Source organism: Hoylesella shahii, assembly GCF_937990675.1.
Classification (GTDB): domain Bacteria; phylum Bacteroidota; class Bacteroidia; order Bacteroidales; family Bacteroidaceae; genus Prevotella; species Prevotella shahii.
Genome location: NZ_CALKQY010000073.1, coordinates 64,270 through 85,425 on the forward strand (window position 1 = coordinate 64,270; position 21,156 = coordinate 85,425).

General features: G+C 46.8%; 14 protein-coding genes. 7 read left to right on the top strand and 7 right to left on the bottom strand.

Annotated features, from left to right (window positions below):
• Positions 1-69: 69 nt before the first annotated feature.
• Positions 70-1,836 carry a GNAT family N-acetyltransferase gene (locus QME03_RS10745; protein WP_281724355.1) on the bottom strand — a complete coding sequence of 589 codons (1,767 nt, stop codon included), beginning with the start codon at positions 1,834-1,836 and terminating at the stop codon, positions 70-72.
• Between the two features lie 250 nt (positions 1,837-2,086).
• Between QME03_RS10745 and pta the strand changes: the two genes are divergently transcribed.
• The 7 genes from pta (at position 2,087) to QME03_RS10780 (ending at position 13,287) form a co-directional block, all read left to right on the top strand.
• Entirely contained in the window at positions 2,087-3,124 is a 1,038-nt protein-coding gene (gene pta, locus QME03_RS10750) for a phosphate acetyltransferase (protein ID WP_281724356.1), read from the top strand.
• 19 nt (positions 3,125-3,143) lie between these two features.
• On the top strand, positions 3,144-4,346 hold the full coding sequence (locus QME03_RS10755) for an acetate kinase (RefSeq protein ID WP_110370327.1): 1,203 nt from the start codon (positions 3,144-3,146) through the stop codon (positions 4,344-4,346).
• Between the two features lie 1,310 nt (positions 4,347-5,656).
• Entirely contained in the window at positions 5,657-6,520 is an 864-nt protein-coding gene (locus tag QME03_RS10760; protein ID WP_025815683.1) for a hypothetical protein, read from the top strand.
• A gap of 767 nt (positions 6,521-7,287) precedes the next feature.
• Positions 7,288-8,493 (top strand): MFS transporter, encoded by a 1,206-nt coding sequence (locus QME03_RS10765; RefSeq protein WP_281724357.1) that lies wholly within the window; start codon positions 7,288-7,290, stop codon positions 8,491-8,493.
• A gap of 278 nt (positions 8,494-8,771) precedes the next feature.
• Positions 8,772-10,604, top strand: a complete 1,833-nt coding sequence (locus tag QME03_RS10770; RefSeq protein WP_281724358.1) for an SLC13 family permease — start codon at positions 8,772-8,774, stop codon at positions 10,602-10,604.
• Positions 10,605-10,801: 197 nt separating this feature from the next.
• Positions 10,802-11,812, top strand: a complete 1,011-nt coding sequence (locus QME03_RS10775; protein ID WP_273112670.1) for a class II fructose-bisphosphate aldolase — start codon at positions 10,802-10,804, stop codon at positions 11,810-11,812.
• Between the two features lie 347 nt (positions 11,813-12,159).
• Positions 12,160-13,287, top strand: coding sequence for a DUF4369 domain-containing protein (locus tag QME03_RS10780; RefSeq protein WP_281724359.1), 1,128 nt, complete (start codon positions 12,160-12,162; stop codon positions 13,285-13,287).
• A gap of 275 nt (positions 13,288-13,562) precedes the next feature.
• Here the strand turns inward: QME03_RS10780 and QME03_RS10785 are convergent, their stop codons facing one another.
• The 6 genes from QME03_RS10785 to QME03_RS10810 form a co-directional block, all read right to left on the bottom strand.
• Positions 13,563-15,785, bottom strand: coding sequence for a GH92 family glycosyl hydrolase (locus QME03_RS10785; RefSeq protein ID WP_281724360.1), 2,223 nt, complete (start codon positions 15,783-15,785; stop codon positions 13,563-13,565).
• 115 nt (positions 15,786-15,900) lie between these two features.
• On the bottom strand, positions 15,901-17,754 hold the full coding sequence (locus QME03_RS10790; RefSeq protein ID WP_281724361.1) for a serine hydrolase: 1,854 nt from the start codon (positions 17,752-17,754) through the stop codon (positions 15,901-15,903).
• A 21-nt stretch (positions 17,755-17,775) separates the two neighbouring features.
• Complete coding sequence (gene murQ / locus QME03_RS10795; RefSeq protein ID WP_025815688.1) at positions 17,776-18,597, bottom strand: N-acetylmuramic acid 6-phosphate etherase; 822 nt, start codon at positions 18,595-18,597, stop codon at positions 17,776-17,778.
• Between the two features lie 217 nt (positions 18,598-18,814).
• Positions 18,815-19,654 carry an ATPase gene (locus tag QME03_RS10800; protein ID WP_110370324.1) on the bottom strand — a complete coding sequence of 280 codons (840 nt, stop codon included), beginning with the start codon at positions 19,652-19,654 and terminating at the stop codon, positions 18,815-18,817.
• A gap of 11 nt (positions 19,655-19,665) precedes the next feature.
• Positions 19,666-19,917 (bottom strand): hypothetical protein, encoded by a 252-nt coding sequence (locus QME03_RS10805; RefSeq protein WP_025815689.1) that lies wholly within the window; start codon positions 19,915-19,917, stop codon positions 19,666-19,668.
• A 35-nt stretch (positions 19,918-19,952) separates the two neighbouring features.
• On the bottom strand, positions 19,953-21,152 hold the full coding sequence (locus tag QME03_RS10810) for an acyltransferase family protein (RefSeq protein WP_025815690.1): 1,200 nt from the start codon (positions 21,150-21,152) through the stop codon (positions 19,953-19,955).
• Positions 21,153-21,156: the final 4 nt, after the last annotated feature.

Sequence of the window (21,156 nt, forward strand, 5' to 3'; positions counted from 1 at the left end):
ATAGTTCGTTGTGGCGAACAAGTTGAAAGTTACTTCTTGTTCGTTTCTTTCGTGTTGCAGGTTGTTGTTTTAGTTCAGCATGAGTGTCATTTCTGCCTGTTCGTTGCCAAAGATAAAGTCGGCCAACTGTTCGATGCGCAGCCTTGTGGCGTTAGCATCTGGTTCGTCGGTTTTCTTCACTTTTCCGTTTGCCAAGATATAATAGGCATTGTTCATGGGTATGTCGTGGTCGTCTTCCACACGTATAACGGTGTTTGTTTCGGGATGTTGTTGCAGGTAAAGTTTGAGTGCTCGTTTGGCATTCACCACGCGAATCATCCCTCGAACATTGTTTTCTGGACGTTGATACTTGTCGCCCATCAGTCGGATGTCTTCTTTAGCCACGTCGAAAGCGTCGGTGTCGTGTAGCACGATGCACGATTTGGCTCTTTGCCAGCGGTCGAATGTAGCAAAATTCATGCTTTCTATGCCTTCTGGAGGCGCTGTACAAGTTATTTGTTGAGCGTATCCGCACTTAGCATACCAATCAAAGAGCCATTCTTCGGCAGGTATGAGCGAGGCAAAAACGGTGTCCTTATAATATAAGTCGAAGTGCGCTTGTCGCATCAAGTTATCGGCAACGCCCTGCTGTCGATAGTCGGGATGGGTGCTCACACCACTTATATAGGCTGTTTTTACTTCCGTTCCGTGATACAATAAGTTAAAGGGGAGCGTCTGCAGAGCAGCCACCACGTGGTTGTCTATTTGGCAAACGATGTTAAATTTGGGTTTGAACACGCGCGTGAAGTAGAGGTTAACAAACTCATCGGTGTCTTCGAACACCAATTTCCACAGCGATTTCGTTTCTTCTTTAATTCGGTTTACGTCTTCAAACAGTGCCAACGGGTGTTGTTCCATCACGCTGTTTTTCTCTAAAAGGATGTCGGGCTTGTACGATTCTTTCGCTCTTCGCAGCCCTTCGTCGCCCATGTCTTCTTCTCTATTGATGTAATAGTATTGTTCGGGCAGATGTTTCACAAACTCTTGGTTGATGATGGTGAATGCGCCCTCGTAGTTTACGTCGGCCTTTTCAACACAAACGTCGAACGTGTTTTGGTTGATAGGGCAGCCAAAGGTGAAAGCCACTAGGTTGTTGTTCACCCAAATCGTTCCACCAACAAGTCCCAATCTATCCCATCTATTAAATGCACGAGTCATCGAGCGCAGCTCTTCCGAGAGTCCTTCGTCAAGGTCGTCCTCGTCGTTATCGTCTTTCGACACGTTTCTCCATTGTTTTTCGAGTGCCAAACATTGGGGGATAAGGTCGGGTGTAAGTTCCTTATACACATAATTGGGGTAAAGGTTCTTAAACTTATTGATGTGGTTGCGTTTGCTTTGCAGCTTCTTTCCCGAGAGATTAATCAGCTTTTCGCGCGTGTAGATATAGTCGGCGAAATCTCTGTTAGGCTTTATTTCAAATGTGTTGGGGAAGCGAAGTTCAATCAAGTCGCGCATATAATTGCACACGCCCATGAGCAAAAAAGGATGTCCCATGGCAATAGAGTCATCGCGTATAGCTTTAATCACGTTGATAGAACATTCGTCGCAGGGTTTCACCTTATAGGTCCCGTCTTCTTGCAGCTGCGGTTTAGCCACGGGCATCATGTAAGCAAGGTGGCGATTATAGTGAAATCTAAACACCAAATAGTCGTCTACGATGGCAAATTGTGTGTTGTATAAGAATCTCCAACTGATGAGGTTGGCAAACGATAGGTCGCAATTTTGCCGTTCGCCCCATAGCGTATAGCTTTGAATGAGCTGTTTGTCGGCTGTTGCGAGGTCTTTAAATTTTATCATAACGCTGGTTGGTTGCTGGTGTTGAATTTGTTTAGGGCAATCTATTGAAATAGTTTTGCGGGACATGTTACGACTCTTTTCTGGTCACGAATATCTATTACCGAACCTATTCGGCTGCCCCACGATACAAAATTATTAATTTTTATTTGTCGGACAAAGGCTATCCCATATATTTTTGTTACTTTTGCATTGTTCATATAGCAAAACAACGTAATAAAAAATAACTACATTAACTATAAGGAAAATAAAAATGGACCTATTAGACCAAATTATAGCGCGTGCTAAAAGCGACAAGCAGCGCATCGTTTTGCCCGAAGCTAGCGAAGAACGCACGCTTAGAGCAGCCGACAGAGCTTTAGACGACGAAATCGCCGACATCATTCTCATTGGCAACCCGTCTGAAATTCATAAGCTGGCAGAGGCTCGTGGACTGGTAAACATCAGCAAAGCCACCATCATCGACCCGCTTGACAATCCCGATAGCGAAGAACTGGCCGAGTTGTTGGCACAACTTCGTAAGAAGAAAGGTATGACTATTGCACAGGCTCGCGAGCTAGTGAAGAACAATTTGTACCTTGGTTGCATGCTTATTAAAACCGAAAAGGCCGACGGACAGATATCTGGCGCACTCAGCACCACTGGCGATACGCTGCGCCCTGCATTGCAAATCATTAAATGCGAACCGGGTGTTACCTGCATTAGTGGCGCTATGCTGCTGGTTAGCACACAGAAAGAGTATGGCGAAAATGGTGTTCTCGTAATGGGCGACGTGGCTGTTACGCCTATGCCCGATGCCAGTCAGCTTGCCCAAATCGCTGTTTGCACCGCTGCAACAGCTCGTTGTGTGGCTGGATTTAAAGACCCCCGTGTGGCCATGCTGAGCTTCTCTACCAAGGGAAGTGCTAGCCATGAGTCGGTGGATAAGGTGGTTGAGGCTACCCGTTTGGCCAAGGCTATGGCCCCCGACCTGCGTATCGACGGCGAATTGCAAGCCGATGCCGCACTGGTTCCATCCGTTGGACAGAAGAAAGCGCCTGGAAGTGCCATCGCAGGTAATGCCAATGTGCTGGTGGTGCCTAATCTTGAGGTAGGAAATATTAGCTACAAGCTGGTGCAACGCCTAGGAAACGCCCAGGCCATTGGCCCGATTTTGCAGGGCATAGCACGCCCTGTTAACGATTTGAGTCGCGGTTGCTCGGTAGACGACATTTATTACATGGTGGCCATTACTGCTTGTCAGGCACAAAACGCCAAGGCTAAGGCTTGCGCGCTCAATGCCGATAAATAAATAACAACGATATATAACAATGAAAATCTTGGTTTTAAACTGTGGAAGCTCGTCCATTAAGTACAAGCTCTACAACATGGACGATAAGTCGGTTCTGGCTCAAGGAGGCGTTGAACGCATCGGTCTAGACGAGGCTTTTTTGAAACTAACACTGCCAAACGGCGAGAAAAAAGTGATTATGCACGACATGCCCGACCACAAGGAGGGTGTGAACTTCGTGTTCCAAATGCTGCTCGATAAAGAGATTGGCGCCATTAGCGACCTCAAGGAGATTGACGCCGTGGGTCATCGCATCGTGCAAGGTGGCGACAAGTATAACGATAGCTGTATCGTTACGCCCGAGGTAGAAAAAGGTATTGAAGAACTTTGCGACCTTGCCCCTGTGCACAACGCAGGCCATCTTCGTGGTATCAGAGCCGTAGATGCCCTTATGCCCACCACGCCTCAAGTGGTTGTGTTCGATAATGCCTTCCATAGCACCATGCCCGAACATGCTTTCCTCTATGCTGTTCCTTATAAGTTCTACGAGAACTACCATGTTCGCCGCTACGGTTTCCATGGCACAAGCCACCGTTATGTATCGCAACGCGTGTGCGATTACCTGGGTCGCGACATCAAAACCCAACGCATCATCACTTGCCACATTGGCAATGGCGCCAGCATGGCTGCCGTTAAATTTGGTAAATGCATTGACACCTCAATGGGTCTTACACCACTCGAAGGCCTTATGATGGGCTCGCGTTCGGGCGATATCGACCCCTCGGCTGTTACTTACCTGATGGATAAAACGGGAATGAAGCCACAAGAAATGGCCGAATACCTCAATAAGCAGAGTGGTGTGCTGGGTATCACGGGCATCTCGTCGGATATGCGCGAAATTGAATCGGCTGCTGCCGAGGGCAATAAGCGTGCACAACTGGCGCTCGACATGTACAACTATCGCATTAAGAAATACATTGGCGCCTACGCTGCTGCAATGGGTGGTGTAGACATCATCGTTTGGACGGCTGGTGTTGGCGAAAACCAAACGGGAACGCGCCTCGATGCTTGCAGCGATTTAGAGTTCTTGGGTATCAAGATGGATGCCGAAGCCAATAAAGTGCGTGGCAAAGAGGCTATTATCTCTACGCCCGACTCGAAGGTTACGGTGTGCGTTATCCCCACAGACGAAGAACTGGTTATCGCAAGCGATACACAAAAGCTTGTGAGCAAACTTGGATAAATGGCCCGCTAGCGCCTTAACACCACTGATACTATTGGCCATGCTAGGATGCTAGCCACCCAATAACCTTTAAGCGACCAATTGAGCCATGCGCCCAATCGGTCGCTTTCTTTATCTACCTATTATTAGGTATTGTCTTATTCTTTATCTATTGTTAACTTTGCAGCCGTATTCAGGATAGGTGTATTCCATAACATCGCATTCCAGCTTTTCAAACAAACGTGCATTCAGCAACTGAACCCTTCATCCCAATCAGTACTGCGTGTTTCTCGTGTTGCTTGGTTGCAGTGGCTTTATTCCTTCTCATCTTGTCTAATGAAGGATGAAAGCTGAGAGGTGAAATTTAAATGTAAAATATTCGGTGCAAAATTTAACACTGAGAGTGGCTTTTTTGCGCGCCAATCGTCGCGCGGTCGCAAATATTCAATTCTCGCGGGAGTTTGTTGAGGCGAAACAAAAGATGTGGGAGGCAGATACCACAAAAGGATTTTTAGTCGAAAAAGTTGTGGTTTACACCAAAAAATAGATAGTTTAAAACAAAATTTAGGCTAAAATGCAGCAAAACGCCGTGCAATATGCAGCAAAATACCTTGCGTTTTGCTGCTAAACGCAGTGCGTTTTGCTGCTAAATGCAAGGTAAAATGGTGCAAAACGCAGAGTTAAATGGTGCAAAACGCGTTTCTTACAGCGCCTAAATCTTTACAATCGAGAGTAGAATGATACCTAATTTTGGTGAAAATATCGCCAAAAGTCTACTTTTTGTATGCTAAAACTGGTTTTTGGGACGACGAAAAATTGTGATCTTGGCACCAAATAGAAAGGCAAAAAGGTGCAAATTGATACTTTGACACTCAAAAAGACTGTAAAATAAAATGTGCAAGACTGAAAAAAAGGCCTAAAACCATGCTTTAGAGCATCTGTTTTCGCTAGAAGGGGTCGGAATTGGAGGGGTGTTTTGTAAAACAATAGTACTGGTTTTAACAATGTAAGGCGGGCAAATGGTTTTGAAAAACAAACCACATGTCCTGTTAATGCGCGCGCACATGCGTTGCACACACAGAATTAACCACTCTGTAACAAGCGCACTTCTCGGCCCAACGCCATAAAGAGAAGGTGTGTTTGAGGCTGTTAACACGCAACAGATTGTCGAAGCATATTGTGGCGTTGTGCAATTTTTTACACATAAAAGCATGGCGAGGTGGAAATAAAACAGTAACTTTGTGCAACAAAACCTAAAGATAATTATTTAACGATGACAAAGCGCATGCCTTGGGCATTGCAATAAACCTTTATAAGACACGGAAGAAATGATGACATTAATTGTTGTGAGTGGCTCGAGACATACCGACTGGGTATTTGTTGAAGATGGAAACATCGTGGAAAAGGCTCGTACTGAGGGATTAAATCCTTATTTCCAAACCCGAAAGGAAATAAGCCGAAGCGTTAGACTGGGCTTGCCCGAGGAGTATTTTCATCGTAAGCTGCAAAAAATATATTATTATGGTGCAGGATGTAGCAACGAATCCAAAAAGAAAGTGGTGAGCACGTCTATCATCTCGCAATTTAAAACCCCAACTTTCGTTGAAAGCGATTTGCTGGCGGCTGCGCGTGGCATGTGTCAAGATAAGCCGGGCATTGCCTGTATTCTTGATACGGGTAGCAACTCGTGTTTTTATAATGGTGAGGAAATTGTTAAAAACGTGCGACCTGGTGGCTTTATTCTTGGCGACGAGGGTAGTGGTTCGAACATGGGAAAGTTGTTTCTCTCGGATGTTCTTAAACGTTTGGCACCAGAAGAATTGGTGGTTGATTTTCTATATCGAAACAATACCACACCATCCGAAATGATGGAGAAGGTGTATAACGAGCCTCTGCCACATTATTATTTGGCTACGGTGAGCAATTTCTTGGCCGAAAGGTCAAACCATGAGTATGTGCGCGAACTGGTTGCAGACAGCTTCCGTAACTTTATCAAACGCAATTTGATACAATACGATTTTCAATCGCAGCCCGTTTACTTCATGGGTAAGATTGCAACAACGTGGGAACGACTGCTACTCACCGTGTGTTCGGAATTTAATTTCCAGCCTGCACGCATCGAAACCGATATTATTCCAGGACTGGTTAACTATCACAACCTGCGGCATCGACAAGGAAGCGACGTGCGCGGATAATGTTTGCGAAGCGCTCTTGTTTGCCCAATGGGGCAGCAAGGGCGCTTCGAGGTTTTATAAGGTGCATTTGTGGGCGTTGGTTTTGGGGCAAATTTCATCGTGTGAACATCTACTTTTGCACGCCAAAAACACGATGTTACAAGCCAATTGGTGGAATAGGGGAGAGATTGAAGTGATGACCTTGAAGGCTTAACATGTATTAAATAGGCAGATGGATAAGACAACAAAATATAAAATGTAATATATTTATGGATAAATGCTTGCAACGTAAATAATAAAGAATTAACTTTGTAATGTGTTTTTCATAGTATTAGATTTAAGGTTAACAAAAGGTTGGGGCTCAGCGGAGCCCTTTTTTTATGCCTTAAATTTAGGGCTAAGTGCTGTTTTTCATCTGTTTATCGCTGCATTTGACTTGTTTTTCGCATAGGTTGAGGGCTAATCCATCAGTTTGTGAAGTAATATTGCACGATATTTGTGTTTGTGTCGCGATTTTTTATTAACTTTGCAGTCAAGCCCCCAGCATAGAATACTGTGCTAAAAATGCGTTTAGAGAAGCGCGGAGAGTGTTATAATATGGTGGTTAAGGGCAAATGTGAGTAGTGAGCCAATCGTGGCGCGCAACAAAGTGAAAACGTGGCAGTTTCTTAACGAATTGAAACACGCTCGTGGCAGTTTCAACAGGCAGCAACAGCGATTATCTAAGTGCGCAGATGTAAGGCCACACAAATTCGATAACAAGAAATACGCAATTTTATTATTACGAAATGAACAAGCAACAGCCGTCGCTCACCGAGCGTAAGTATCTTTTACCCTTTGTGCTTATCACCACCCTGTTTTTTCTATGGGGCTTTGCTAGAGCCATACTTGATGTTTTGAACAAGCATTTTCAAAACGAACTCAATATATCGATAGCCCAATCGGCCTTTATCCAGGTAACAACCTACTTGGGTTATTTCATCATGGCCATCCCCGCGGGGTTGTTTATCAATCGTTTTGGCTACCGTCGAGGGGTGGTATTTGGCCTGTTGCTCTTTGCGTTGGGGGCATTTCTCTTTGTTCCAGGTGCCTATCATAGCACGTTCGAGGTGTTTTTAGTGGCTTTATTTGTTCTTGGTTGCGGACTAACGTTTCTCGAAACGGCCGCCAATCCCTATGTCACCGAATTGGGTTCTGAACAAACGGCCACCAGTAGACTCAATCTCTCGCAATCGTTTAACGGCATGGGAAGCATCTTTGCCACCTTAAGTGTGGGGCTGTTTCTCTTTCGAGGCGACAGCGAAGGGGGCAATGTGGCCGTGCCTTACGTGGTGCTGGGCATTGTGGTGCTTATTATTGCGCTGGTGTTTTCGCGTGTGCAATTGCCCGAAATACATCCCTCAGTCGGCGAAGAGCAGGAAGGTGGCGGGCTGCATAACCTTTTTTTGCTCTTTAAGAAACCCATGTTTGTGTTGGGTTTGGCCGCTCTTTTGGCTTACGAAGTGGCCGAAATATCCATTAATAGCTATTTCATCAACTTTGTAACTGGGCAAGGATGGATGACAGATAAGGTGGCTTCGATGGTGTTGACCGCCGCATTGGCCTTTTTTATGATAGGAAGGTTTGGCGGAAGTTGGGTGATGCGCCGTGTTAGTGCTCAGCGAGTGTTGCTGGTTTGTGCAGTGGGCTGCGTGGTAAGTATCTGCATGGTGTTGCTCAATGCGGGCTCGTTGTCGTTGATAGGGTTGCTAGTCAACTATTTTTTCGAAGCCATTATGTTTCCCACCATCTTTTCTTTAGCCCTTAAAGATTTGGGCGTTCTCACCAAAAGTGCTTCATCAGTACTGATGATGACACCCGTGGGTGGATGCGGTTTTTTGCTGATGGGTCTTATTGCCGATGGTGGCAACCCCGTGCTTCCCTTTGTTTTGCCTCTTGCAGGCTTTGCGGTGGTGCTAGCATATGCGTGGAAAGTGAATAGGGCAAGGAGATAGGTGATTGCTACTTCAAGGGAGAAAAGTTTAGTAATGGCTTCGAAGAATTCAAGTTTAGCAATGGCCACTTGAGTGTATAAGGTCTCGATGATTTTAAGCATACCAAGGCTATTTAGGCTATCTATGAGCAAGTTATAATCCCTAAAAGAACATAATATAATCCCGCTTATGCCTATAAGTGGGATTTTTTTTGTAACTTTACCACACTATTCACCAACAACCCGGTAGTATGCCCCAATAAAGGCAGCCGGCAAAACACAAAAACAATCGTTCAAAGCATGATCACTACATTAGTAATCCTCGCAATTTCGGTAACTATGTTTATAATTGGCCGCGTCCGTTCTGATGTGGTGGCAGTTTGTGCCATGGCTGCACTGCTTATTTTTGGCATCCTAACCCCAGCCGAAGCCCTTGCAGGCTTCTCTTCTACCGTTGTTATCATGATGGTGGGCCTGTTTGTGGTGGGCGGAGCCATATTCCAAACAGGCTTGGCCAAGGCAGCTAGTCATCGAATAATGGCGCTTGCAGGTGGAAACGACACGTTTATGTTTCTGTTAGTGATGTTTGCAACGGCCATCATTGGTGCCTTTGTGAGCAACACAGGTACAATTGCGCTGATGATGCCTGTGGTGGTTAGCGTGGCAACACAAAAGGGAATGCACCCCGGGCGAATGCTTATGCCACTGGCTTTTGCTAGCAGTATGGGCGGTATGCTCACACTTATTGGTACACCCCCTAACCTTGTGATACAAGAAGCATTGACACAGGCTGGCGAAACGCCACTTACCTTCTTCTCGTTTACTCCCGTGGGACTTATTATCGTGGTGATTGGCGTGCTGTTGATGTTACCCCTGTCGCGCATGTTCTTGGGAAAACGCAAACAAAAAGATGGCGATGCAGCCAATAAAGGTAAAACATTAGACCAGTTAGTGGAGGAATATAACCTCCAACATCAACTTAGAAGATACCACATCACACCGCAATCGCCTATCACAGGACAAACCCTGGCCGAACTAGACCTGCGCAACCGATTTGGCGTTAGCGTGATGGAGATAAGGCGAAAGGCTGCACGAAGTGGCCGATTTATTCGTAACGTGAAGCAAAGCATGCCCATGCCCGACAGTATGATGCAGGCTGAAGACATTATTTACATATCAGGAGACAACGAACAGATGGACCGCTTTGCCAAGGATATGAAGCTGGAACAGCTGGACGACACCGGAATTGACTTCTATGACTTGGGTATTGCCGAACTGGTGCTTATGCCAACCTCGCAACTTAATGGCGCAAGACTAAAAACTTCGGGACTAAGAGAACACTATAACGTGAATGTTCTGGGTATTAGGCGTAGTCATAACTACATCCTCAACGACCTCTCCGAAGAAAAATTGCATGCAGGAGACGTGTTGTTGGTGCAGGGCTCGTGGACCAATATCGGACAATTGGCAGGCGAAAACGAAGACTGGGTGGTGCTGGGACAGCCCAAAGAACAGGCTCAAAAGGTGATTCTTACTAATAAAGCTCCCATCGCTGGCGCTATCATGGTGTTGATGGTGGCCATGATGATGTTCGACTTCATACCCATTGCACCCGTTACGGCTGTTATCATTGCAGGACTTTTAATGGTGCTAACGGGATGTTTTAGAAACGTGGAAGCAGCTTACAAAACCATCAATTGGGAAAGTATAGTACTCATTGCAGCCATGATGCCCATGTCTACCGCCCTTGAGAAAACAGGTGTGTCGGCACAAATATCACACACTTTGGTAAACTCGCTGGGAAGCATGAGCCCACTTGTGCTGCTCGCAGGTATATATCTCACCACTTCGGTGATGACAATGTTTATCAGTAACACCGCAACAGCCGTGCTAATGGCCCCCATAGCCCTGTCGGCCGCAAAGGAAATACACGCCAGTCCCTACGCATTCCTCTTTGCAGTGACCATCGCTGCCAGTATGTGTTTTATGTCGCCGTTCTCCACTCCGCCTAACGCACTGGTGATGAGAGCCGGACAATACACCTTTATGGACTATGTTAAGGTGGGCTTCCCCTTACAATTGGTCATCGGCGTGGTGATGGTTTTCCTACTCCCCATCATCTTCCCGCTATAATAAAACTAACGTATGCAAATGTAAAGTAAAGCTGACAAAAAGTTAGTCAATAACTGATAAATGTCAAGTAATGTTGCATTTCGAAGGCGCAAGACAATAAAAACACAAACAACTCTTTGTGTTGACAAATTAAAACATTAAATTTGCATGTGTTTAAAAGAGTATCAGGAAATCCAACTTTATAATATAATAAAATTATGGTAGATTACAAATCACTAGGCCTAGTAAACACTCGCGAGATGTTTAAAAAGGCTATCAATGGCGGATATGCAATTCCGGCATTCAACTTTAACAACATGGAACAGCTGCAAGCCATCATTAAGGCTGCTGCCGATCTCAAATCACCCGTAATCTTACAGGTATCGAAGGGCGCACGCAACTATGCTAACCCCACCCTTCTGCGTTATATGTCACAGGGCGCTGTTGAATACGCAAAAGAACTCGGTGTAAAACACCCCGAAATCGTTATCCACCTCGACCACGGAGATAGCTTCGAAACTTGCAAAAGCTGTATCGATGCTGGCTTCTCTTCTGTAATGATCGACGGTTCGTCACTTCCTTACGACGAAAACGTGGCTCTTACCAAGAAGGTTGTTGAGTATGCACACCAATTCGACGTAACTGTTGAAGGCGAACTCGGTGTTCTGGCTGGCGTTGAAGACGATGTTGTGGCTGCCGAATCGCACTACACCAAACCCGAAGAGGTTATCGACTTCGTTACGAAGACTGGCGTTGACTCGCTGGCTATCTCTATCGGTACTTCGCATGGTGCATATAAGTTCACTCCCGAACAATGCACACGCGACCCCAAAACGGGCCGTCTTGTTCCTCCTCCCTTGGCTTTCGACGTGCTCGATGCCATCATGGAGAAACTCCCTGGATTCCCAATCGTACTCCACGGTTCGTCTTCTGTACCCCAAGAGTATGTTGATATGATTAACAAATACGGTGGCAAGTTGCCCGATGCAGTAGGTATCCCCGAAGAGCAACTGCGTAAAGCATCGAAGAGCGCCGTTTGTAAGATTAACATCGACTCAGACTCGCGCTTGGCCTTCACCGCTGCTGTGCGCAAGGTGTTTGCTGAAAAGCCCGCTGAGTTCGACCCCCGCAAGTACTGTGGACCTGCTCGCGACCTCATGACCGAACTCTACAAGCACAAAATTAAAGAAGTTTTGGGTTCAGATAACAAGCTGGCTCAACTCGACTAATTTTTTAATAAGTCTTTTGTGGATGTGCTTCCGCAGCGGGAGCACATCCTTATTCTTTTATATAAACCAAACAATGCTGTGCCATTTGCTGCTAACAGCATTGCTGCTGATGAAAAACAGGTTGCTAACATCTGCACGCGCCACCTTTATAATAAGGATAGGCGCTTATTTTTTTGCCTAAACGCCAACCTGAAGCCATATATCACCAACTCATCTCGTAAATATCAACTTTAATGGCCAACTTATCTGCTTCCAAAAAAATAACTTATTGAACAAACAATTATTCTCCTAAAAAACGATGTGAATACAAAAATATTCTTTATTTTTGCAAAAAATACCATGGAGATATGGAGAGAATAATCATTACCCTGTTATGCACACTCAGCGTTTTTAACTCTATTGCCCAATCAAAGAAGGGATTTGTAATCACAAGTGACATACCCGACCTGCCCGATGGCATTGAGGTGGAACTCGAAACTGCTGAAGGTTCAAACTACGATGAAGTGGCTAGAACCACTGTTAAGGATGGAAAATTCGAACTCGTGGGAAAACTTACGCATCCCACGCTCTGCACTTTGTCTACCAACAACTACAAGTTGTTGCTGGCAATGGAGTCGAAAGAGGAACCTACGTTTACTTTTACACCCATCTTTGTGAGCAACACCGAGATGGTTGTTAAGGCTGATAAGTATAAATATCTTGCATCTAACTTGCCACTAAGTAGCCATCTAAAGGTTACAGGCGGAAGGGCGCAAGCTGATTTCAACGACTTTAACCAGCGAAAAAACGACTCGCTCACCTGGATGAAGAAGCATCCGCAATCGCCTTTGGCCATAAAAATGGCCACCGAAATGGTGCAGAACAATCGCTCGCTTACTAAACGCCAGATACAAGACATGACGGCCACCATATTTGCGTGTCCAGAAGATTATCAAAGGGTGGTGGCTTATAGGCGAGCTGTGGCTATAGCTGAGGCTATGGCCGTGGGAGAGAAGCTGCAAGACGTGTCGATGTACACCGAAAAAAACAAAGGTACATCGCTGCTTGAGGCCATTCCTGCTGGCAAAGTGGCGTTCGTGGGCTTCTGGACTACATGGCGAAAGACTAATCAAAAGCTCATTCCCGAACTTAAAAGGATGATTGCCAAACACCCTGAAGTGTCGTTTCTCAATGTGGCCGATGATAAAGAAGATTATCTTTGGCAAAAATTCTTGGAGCGCGAACAACTATCGTGGCCTCAATATCGACTCACAAAGCGGGGGCTGAAGCACTTCACCGAGACTTATGGCCAAGATGCAACGCCCTTCTTTGTGATGCTTGCACCCGACGGAACTATCGTTAGGGTGAGCAGCTACTTAGCCGATATGCATAAGTTGATGGATAAAACTGCTTCGCGAATGACCCGATTGTACGAACAGAAGCAGAAAAAGGCTGCTGAACAAAATCCTGAACGCAAATCCAAGAAAGGTAAATAAATTGCTTTGTGGCCTCACTCATAATGCGTTGACGCGTGGGAAAGGCAGATTAAAATTATACCCAATGGTAAAAAGGTTTACCATTGGGCTATCATTCTTTGCCTGTTGGCCTTTGCTTATGTGCCTATTGGGCTATGACGGTTTGCAAGTTGCATAATGATAATCTGACACAAGTGCAAGAATCACTTGCCTAAGACCAATGTGTATTTGCTAAACACGCCGTATGTTAACCATAGACGTGTAGGTCATATTGTCTTTTTAATTCAGGTTCACCCTTATCTGTCTGTAGGTTTCTCACTCATTTCGAAGCTAATATTAGCCCCAGCGGTAAGCGTTTGGTGGGTTAACCAATGGCTTTTGTTGGGTGTTGCGTTAACCGTTAGGGCCTTAATATATCGCCATTGTGGATTGTTGCTGGTGATAACTGTGGTTTTGCCATTCTCTAGGTGCAATTTCACCTTCGCAAAGAGAGGCGAACCGATGGCGTATTCGTTGCTAGCAGGGCACACTGGATAGAAGCCCATAGCCGAGAAAACATACCATGCCGAGGTTTGGCCATTGTCTTCGTCGCCACAATAGCCGTCGGGTTGGGCGCTATAAAGTCTATCCATCACCTCGCGAACCCAATATTGTGTCTTCCAAGCTGCGCCACTCCAATTGTAAAGGTAGGGCATGTGCTGTATTGGTTGGTTGCCATGAGCGTAATTACCCATGTTCATAATCTGCATTTCGCGTATCTCGTGTATCACTTGTCCGTAATAACTATCGTCGAACACTGGCGGAAGGGCAAAAACAGAGTCGAGCATGGCTGTGAAAACCTTATTACCACCCATTAAAGCAATGAGAGCGTTGGGGTTATGAAACACCGACCACGTGTAATGCCAGCCATTTCCCTCGGTAAACACGTCGCCCCACTTCAGTGGATTGTAGGGCGTTTGCCACTCACCGTTTTTCTTTCGTCCGCGCATCAGGTTAAATTCTTTACTGAAAAGGTTGCGATAGTTTTCTGCGCGACGTTCGTACACAGCCCATTCTTTCTTGGGTTTGCCCAGTGCTTTGCCCAATTGAGCAATACACCAGTCGTCGTAAGCATACTCTAAGGTGCGCGCTGCACTCTCGTTAATACCCACATCGCAAGGCACATAGCCCAGTGTGTTGTAATATTCGTGACCTAAACGTCCTGTAGAAGCCACCTGCGGGTGCACTGCTTTGGTGCCATTCTTAACAGCTTGCCAAAGTGTTTCGATGTCGTAACCGCGTATTCCTTTGATGTAAGCATCGGCAACCACCGAGGCAGAGTTGTTTCCCACCATGCAATTGCGATGGCCTGGGCTGGCCCATTCGGGTAAAAAACCGCTCTCCTTGTAGGCATTAACCAGTCCTTCCTGCATCTCGCGCGCCATAGAAGGGTATATCAAGTTAATCAGTGGGAACAAACTGCGGAACGTATCCCAAAACCCCGTGTCGGTAAACATTGTTCCTGGAAGCACCTTGCCGTTGTAGGGACTGTAATGAAGGGTATCGCCTTTGGCTGAAATTTCGTAGAATTTGCGGGGGAAAAGCGTTGAGCGATACAGGCACGAATAGAAAGTGCGAAGGTTATCCACGTTGTTGTCTTCCACGCTGATGCGTCCCAACACCTCGTTCCATCGTTGTCGGCCCTTTTGTAGCAGTGTTTCTAACGAGTGGTTGCCCAATTCGTTGAGGTTTTGCATGGCTTGCGCTTTGCTAATAAACGACGAGGCCACACGTGCATGCACCTGTTCGCCACGCTTACAACTAAAGGTGACGATGGCGCCAGCGTGGTTGGCTTGCACTTCTTGTTTGCCACTGGGCAGCAAGTTGTTGCCATCGGCCAAATGCACAGCAGCAAAATCGCGGTCGAATACCACCACAAAATAGTTTTTAAAGTTATCGGGCACGCCACCACTGTTTTTTGTGGTGTAGCCCACGATGGTGCGTTTGTCGGGCATTACCTTTACATACGAACCCTTGTCGAATGCATCTACGATGACGTTTGCCGAGTCGGTCTTTGGGAAAGTAAAGCACATCAGGCACGCACGCTCGGTAGGAGCAAGCTCTGCCGTAATGTCGTAATCGGCCAAGTACACCTTATAATGATAGGGTTTGGCCGTTTCTGCCTTGTGCGAGAACCACGAGGCGCGCTCTTCCTCGTCAAAGACGGGTTTACCCGTAGTGGCCATGAGGGCGAATTGTCCGTAATCGTTTATCCACGGACTGGGTTGGTGCGTTTGTTTCAGTCCTCTTATCTTGTTGGCTTGATAGGCATAGGTCCAGCCGTCGCCCATTTTTCCTGTTTGGGGTGTCCAAAAGTTCATGCCCCAGGGCATTGCAATGGCGGGATAGGTGTTGCCTGTAGACAGTTGATAAGTGGACTGTGTGCCCACCAATGTGCTAACATAATCAACGGGTTGGGTTTGAGCCATGCCCACATTGGCAGCCAAAAAGGCAAGAATGATGAAACAAAACTTCTTCATTGTGCTAAAAATGATAATGCGTTGTAAACAGTTGGGCGCAAGAAGTCCCATTGTTTACAACGCATTTTTTGTTTAGATATTATATGCAGTGTGCCCGAATAGGGAAATTACACTTTTATAGATGCGGTTTGAGTTGCTTAACCCACACGTCGTAGCCAGCTTTGTTAAGGTGAAGCCCGTCGCTAGTTAGGTCGGCTCGCATGATATTGGTACCAGGTTCGGCGAAATGTGGGAAGAGGTTGATGAAGGTTAATCCCCTTTCGCGTGCCAGCGTCTCAAGGCGAGCATTGATTTGTGGTATCATATCGGTTTTGCCTTGCAGGCGTTTCCATCGTCCAGTGCTTTCTCGTATAGGCAAAAGGCTCTGTAGCACCAGTTTTGTTTTAGGCGATTGGGCGCGTATATGGTCAACCAGCAGGCGTATGCTGTTCACGATACTATCAACAGAGAGGTCGTGACTAACATCGTTTACGCCGATAAGCAAGAATATTTTTGAGGGCTTATAGGGTGTAATCTGAAACAAGCGATCATCAACACCCATAACCACATCGCCACTAATACCACGGTTGCGCACGTTGGGTTTACCCAGTTTCTCGGCCCAGTTGCGTCCACCTTCGGTAAGACTGTTGCCCAGCATCACAATATCGGTGGTGCGTATGGGCTCTTCGGCTGCAAAAACACGCATTCTGGCGTAATAGTTGGGTGGGTAAGGAGCTGTCTCATTGGTGATGCTTGCAGCCACAGCGTTGGCCACTTGCGCGCGTAGACGTATCACATTAGAAGCGTCTACGGGGTGAACGCTGTTGCAAAGCAAAATAATAGAGACGTCGTTTACGGGGTCGATAACGATTGAAGTGCCCGTGTAACCCGTGTGTCCATAGGCTTCGTTGCTCAGCAAGTCGCCTTTGTTAGAGGCATAAGCCGAATTAACGTCCCAGCCATAGGCACGTCCAAAGCTGTTAAAATGGGTGGGAACAGCACGCATGGCCTTTACCGTAAGCGGACTAAGGATGCGTTTACCGCCCCATTCGCCACCATTTTGCAGCATGGCACACAGTGTGGCCACATCTTCGGCCGAAGAGAACAAACCTGCATTGCCTGATACTCCACCGTTTAAAGAACAGGCAAGGGGGTCGTGCACCTGACCCAGTTTCACCATACCATTGGCCAAACGCTCGGTAGGAGCAATAGGTGTGAGGTCTGCTTTTTCGCCATTAACCAGCCAGCGAGCTTGTGCGGTGTTCGTGAGTTTGCCGTTTTTGTCGGCCGTGCAGGGCAAAAAATCGGTGTGTTTCATACCCAGAGGTATGAAAATATTGTTGGCGGCGAAGGTGCGGAGCGATTCTCCCGTGATGCGTTCAACAATGTTTTGTAGGGTGATATAGTTCAGACAGCTGTATTGCATGTCTGAGCGTGGCCTAAAATTGCGCTTCACATGGGCAATGTGTGCCATCAGTTTGGCGGGGTTAGGCTTGCCGTTAGGTTCGGCCAACGAGCTTACTGGGGCGTAAGCAGGTAGTCCCGAGGTGTGTGTAAACAAGTCTTCTACACGTATCGTAACACTGTCTTTACCTTCGCCGTGCCAGTTTTCGAAACCTGGAATATAGGTGCTAACAGGGTCGGAGAGTCTGAGTAGTCCGCGTTCCACCAGCAACATGGCCGCAATAGCCGTAGCCATGGGTTTGGTACACGAAGCCATATCGAACACCGTTTGCGTGGTCATGGGCAGCGTGTTGGGGTAAGTTTGTCTGTTGCCGTAGGCTTTAAGGTAGGCAATTTTGCCATGTCTCACCACGGCAAGCACAGCACCAGGAGTTCGATGGTCGCGAATGGCGCGCATAATCACCTCATCGGCAATGCTCAGTCGTGCCGAACTCATGCCCACTTCTTCGGGCGAAGCCGTGGGAACATTGTTAGCCGAGGCGTTAAGTGAGAAGGCACAGAGCACCATAAACAATAGTCTGAACATGGTTTGTATGCTTTAAGGGGTTTATTGTGTTGGGCGTTTGTATTCTTCCAAGGCCTTTTCTACCGAGCCATGGAGCAAAAGCAAGTTTTTAGCTTTGCCATATTCAAGGCCGAGCATCTCAACAAGCATGCGTGTACCGCGGTCAACAAGTTTTTTGTTGCTTAGTTGCATGTTCACCATCTTGTTGCCTTTAACACGTCCAAGCTGTATCATCACGGCAGTAGAAATCATGTTGAGAATCATTTTTTGTCCTGTTCCCGATTTCATTCTCGAGCTTCCAGTAACGTATTCGGGGCCAACAATCATTTCGATGGCCACATCGCTTTCGGCAGCCATGGGCGAATTGGGGTTGCTTGTGATGCAGGCCGTGAGTATGCCGTGTTCTCTTGCATTGCGAAGAGCGCCCACCACATAGGGTGTAGTGCCCGAAGCAGCGATGCCAATAACGGTGTCTTTCTCGTTAATGTTCAGTTCGGTAAGTTCTTCCCATCCATGTTCTTCATCGTCTTCTGCGTTCTCCACAGCGTTGCGCAATGCGGTGTCGCCGCCAGCAATGAGTCCAAGAACCAGTGTTTTGGGTACACCAAAGGTGGGTGGTAGCTCGCTAGCGTCTAGCACTCCCAGGCGTCCGCTGGTGCCAGCACCCATATAGAAGATGCGTCCGCCACGTTTCATGCGGGGCACAATGAGTTCTACAAGTTTTGCTACTTGTGGAATAGTTTTCTCAACAGCCTCTGCCACCTTGCGGTCTTCGGTGTTTATCTCTCTTAAAAGTTGTTCGGCCGTCTTTGTTTCGAGGTTGTTGTAGAGCGACGGCTGCTCGGTTATCTTTGTGAATGACATAGTGATGATGAATATAAAGCCTTATCCTCGCCCCATCCCACAGGAGTGGGGAGCTGAATGTTGTGAGATGGCTTTGTTTACTATATTTATTTACTTGTGCTAGTTTTGCTTATGAGGTTTTTGGCCTGCTATATGGCCACTGCATACTTTTCTTTGTTTTTTATTTCAGTGGTATATGGCTTGCCTTCTCTCTTTGGAGAGGGGTTGTGGGCTGTGGTTATGAATGATAGGCAACCAGTCCTTCCATCGGACTTTTCATTATTTGGCCGATTGAAACGCCCAACTCGTTGGCAGCTTCGGTAATTTCGTTGCAGTAATAATGGGCTACAGAGCCTATGCAGTTCATAGCAAGCGTGTTGTATTGGTATTGCATCACGTTACGACGGATAAACGATTTGAAGGCTTTTACCAACAATTGGTGCACGGCAGGATGTTCGCGATGGCGCGAAAGGAAAGGACTAAAGCTGGCCAAGAACCTACTGGGGAAGGGTTGACGGTACACGCGGTCGATGATGTCGGCCTGCGAGGTATTGTGTTCGTCAAAGAAAGCCTGCTTAAGGTCGGCAGGAAGTTGGTTTTTTAGTAGGTCGCTCACCAGTCTTTTGCCCAGGTTGGCCCCACTTCCTTCATCTCCAAGGATGAAACCCAAGGCAGGAACGTTGAACGAAATGGCATCGCCATCATAGTAACACGAGTTAGAACCTGTGCCCAAGATGCAGGCAATGCCGGGCTTACGGCCACAAAGGGCGCGGGCTGCAGCAAGGAGGTCGGAGTTTACCTCAATGGCAGTAGCCTGGGGGAAGCAGCGTTCAAGACTAGCGTTCACCAATGGCGACTTCTCGGGTGTGCATCCTGCGCCATAGAAATACACTGCTGCGGGTTGCTCGTTGGGTAGGTTGGGCAAGAGGTTCTGTCGTATTTCTTCCTCCATTTGCTCTTGTGTTTGGAAGAAGGGGTTCATTCCTTTGGTCTCTAGTCGGGCCTGTTGTTGCCCATCTTTCACCAAACACCAGTCTGTTTTGGTTGAACCACTGTCGGCGATGAGTATATATTGCATATTTTTATAGTTTATAAGTTGGTGAGTTTATGTGTTGGTAAGTTTTTTAGTTTACGAGTTGGTAAGTCTATGCGTTGGTAATTTTTTAGTTTACGAGTTGCTTGTTTACCGAGTTGATGATTTTTTGCGTTTGCGAGAGGTGTGTTTGGTGCACTTATTGCAAGGAAGAGGAGAGATTTTAGGCATTCGTTGCCCGTTTTCCCTAGCAATTTATCTGCAACAAAGCCATTTTGTGGCGCTACAAGGTTGCTTGTACGACGCATGAGCGCATGTTATAACCTCTTTGCATCTCAATTTATCACAACTTAATATATATTTTTCTCTTGTATAGTTGATAACCAATAACCCAGTTAAGGGCGATGAAGAGAAGCGAGTATACAAGCGAGCCGCCATATTGTCCGAAGATGGGCGAGAGCATTTGCGTGTAGATATAGCCTATCACATTCATTTGCTTGTCGCCAACGGGGAAGGTGAATGCCCCAAACACAATGGCAAAGAAGTCGCTTACCACGAAAAGGAAGAGGGGGTTAACCCCGAACACTTCAAAAAACACGCTCCACTTCTTTTTACCTTTAACATCTATAACCCAAGTGAGCAAGGCTAGGAGCATGGAAGCTAGTCCGCAGGTTACCAGTACATAGGTGGGCGACCACACTTTTTTGTTGATGGGGCAGCCATAGCTTAGCAGGTATCCAACAAAGAGTAGCGAAGTGCCTACCACAAAGAGCGGCACAACCTTGGTAAGGGTGATATGGGTAGGTGTGTCTAGGTGCTCAACGTTTGCATCGCTCTTGCGAAATAGCAGTCCACCAATGAGGAAACCCAGCAGCGTGTGGGCAATGGCGGGCAGCGTGCTTAGCAATCCCTCGGGGTCGATGCCGTTGTCTAGGTACATGTGCTTAGTGGTAAGCACGGCGCGGTCTACTATCGAGAGGATATTTGTTTCGTCGTATGCAAAACCGTTGCCCCACATCAGCAGACCAAAATAGCCCAGGAGCAATGCGCCAGCAATGTAAGGCAAGTGCTTATGGCGCACGGTAATGGCTAACAAAGCCGTTGCGCCGTAGCAAACAGCTAGGCGGGCGAGCACGCCAGTGAGACGAATAGTATCAAACGACCATATTGTGTACCATAGCTGTGCGAAAAAGTCGGCACCTGATAGCGGATTATTTAAGCGGTGACAGAACTTGGAAAACCAGCCAATAGCCAACCCCACAAGATAGATAAGCACCATGCGTTTGAGTATTTTCATAACGGTGGCGCGGTTACAGGTGAAGTCGAACTTGCGCATGGCGATGTAGATACACATGCCCATCACGCACATAAAGAAGGGGTAGACAAGGTCGGTGGGTGTTAGTCCGTTCCATTCGGCATGCTCTAGGGGAGCATACATGTAACTCCAACTGCCAGGATTGTTCACGGTAATCATTCCCGCGATGGTTATTCCACGCAAAATGTCGATGGATAAAATCCTGCTAGCGGTTTTATTTCGTTCCATAGGT

Coding starts and splice junctions, on each gene's coding strand:
- QME03_RS10810 (WP_025815690.1), bottom strand. CDS start 21,152: ATGGAACGAAATAAAACCGCTAGCAGGATTTTATCCATCGACATTTTG.
- QME03_RS10785 (WP_281724360.1), bottom strand. CDS start 15,785: ATGAAGAAGTTTTGTTTCATCATTCTTGCCTTTTTGGCTGCCAATGTG.
- QME03_RS10760 (WP_025815683.1), top strand. CDS start 5,657: ATGACATTAATTGTTGTGAGTGGCTCGAGACATACCGACTGGGTATTT.
- QME03_RS10745 (WP_281724355.1), bottom strand. CDS start 1,836: ATGATAAAATTTAAAGACCTCGCAACAGCCGACAAACAGCTCATTCAA.
- pta (WP_281724356.1), top strand. CDS start 2,087: ATGGACCTATTAGACCAAATTATAGCGCGTGCTAAAAGCGACAAGCAG.
- QME03_RS10770 (WP_281724358.1), top strand. CDS start 8,772: ATGATCACTACATTAGTAATCCTCGCAATTTCGGTAACTATGTTTATA.
- QME03_RS10765 (WP_281724357.1), top strand. CDS start 7,288: ATGAACAAGCAACAGCCGTCGCTCACCGAGCGTAAGTATCTTTTACCC.
- QME03_RS10755 (WP_110370327.1), top strand. CDS start 3,144: ATGAAAATCTTGGTTTTAAACTGTGGAAGCTCGTCCATTAAGTACAAG.
- QME03_RS10780 (WP_281724359.1), top strand. CDS start 12,160: ATGGAGAGAATAATCATTACCCTGTTATGCACACTCAGCGTTTTTAAC.
- QME03_RS10790 (WP_281724361.1), bottom strand. CDS start 17,754: ATGTTCAGACTATTGTTTATGGTGCTCTGTGCCTTCTCACTTAACGCC.
- murQ (WP_025815688.1), bottom strand. CDS start 18,597: ATGTCATTCACAAAGATAACCGAGCAGCCGTCGCTCTACAACAACCTC.
- QME03_RS10805 (WP_025815689.1), bottom strand. CDS start 19,917: ATGCGTCGTACAAGCAACCTTGTAGCGCCACAAAATGGCTTTGTTGCA.
- QME03_RS10800 (WP_110370324.1), bottom strand. CDS start 19,654: ATGCAATATATACTCATCGCCGACAGTGGTTCAACCAAAACAGACTGG.
- QME03_RS10775 (WP_273112670.1), top strand. CDS start 10,802: ATGGTAGATTACAAATCACTAGGCCTAGTAAACACTCGCGAGATGTTT.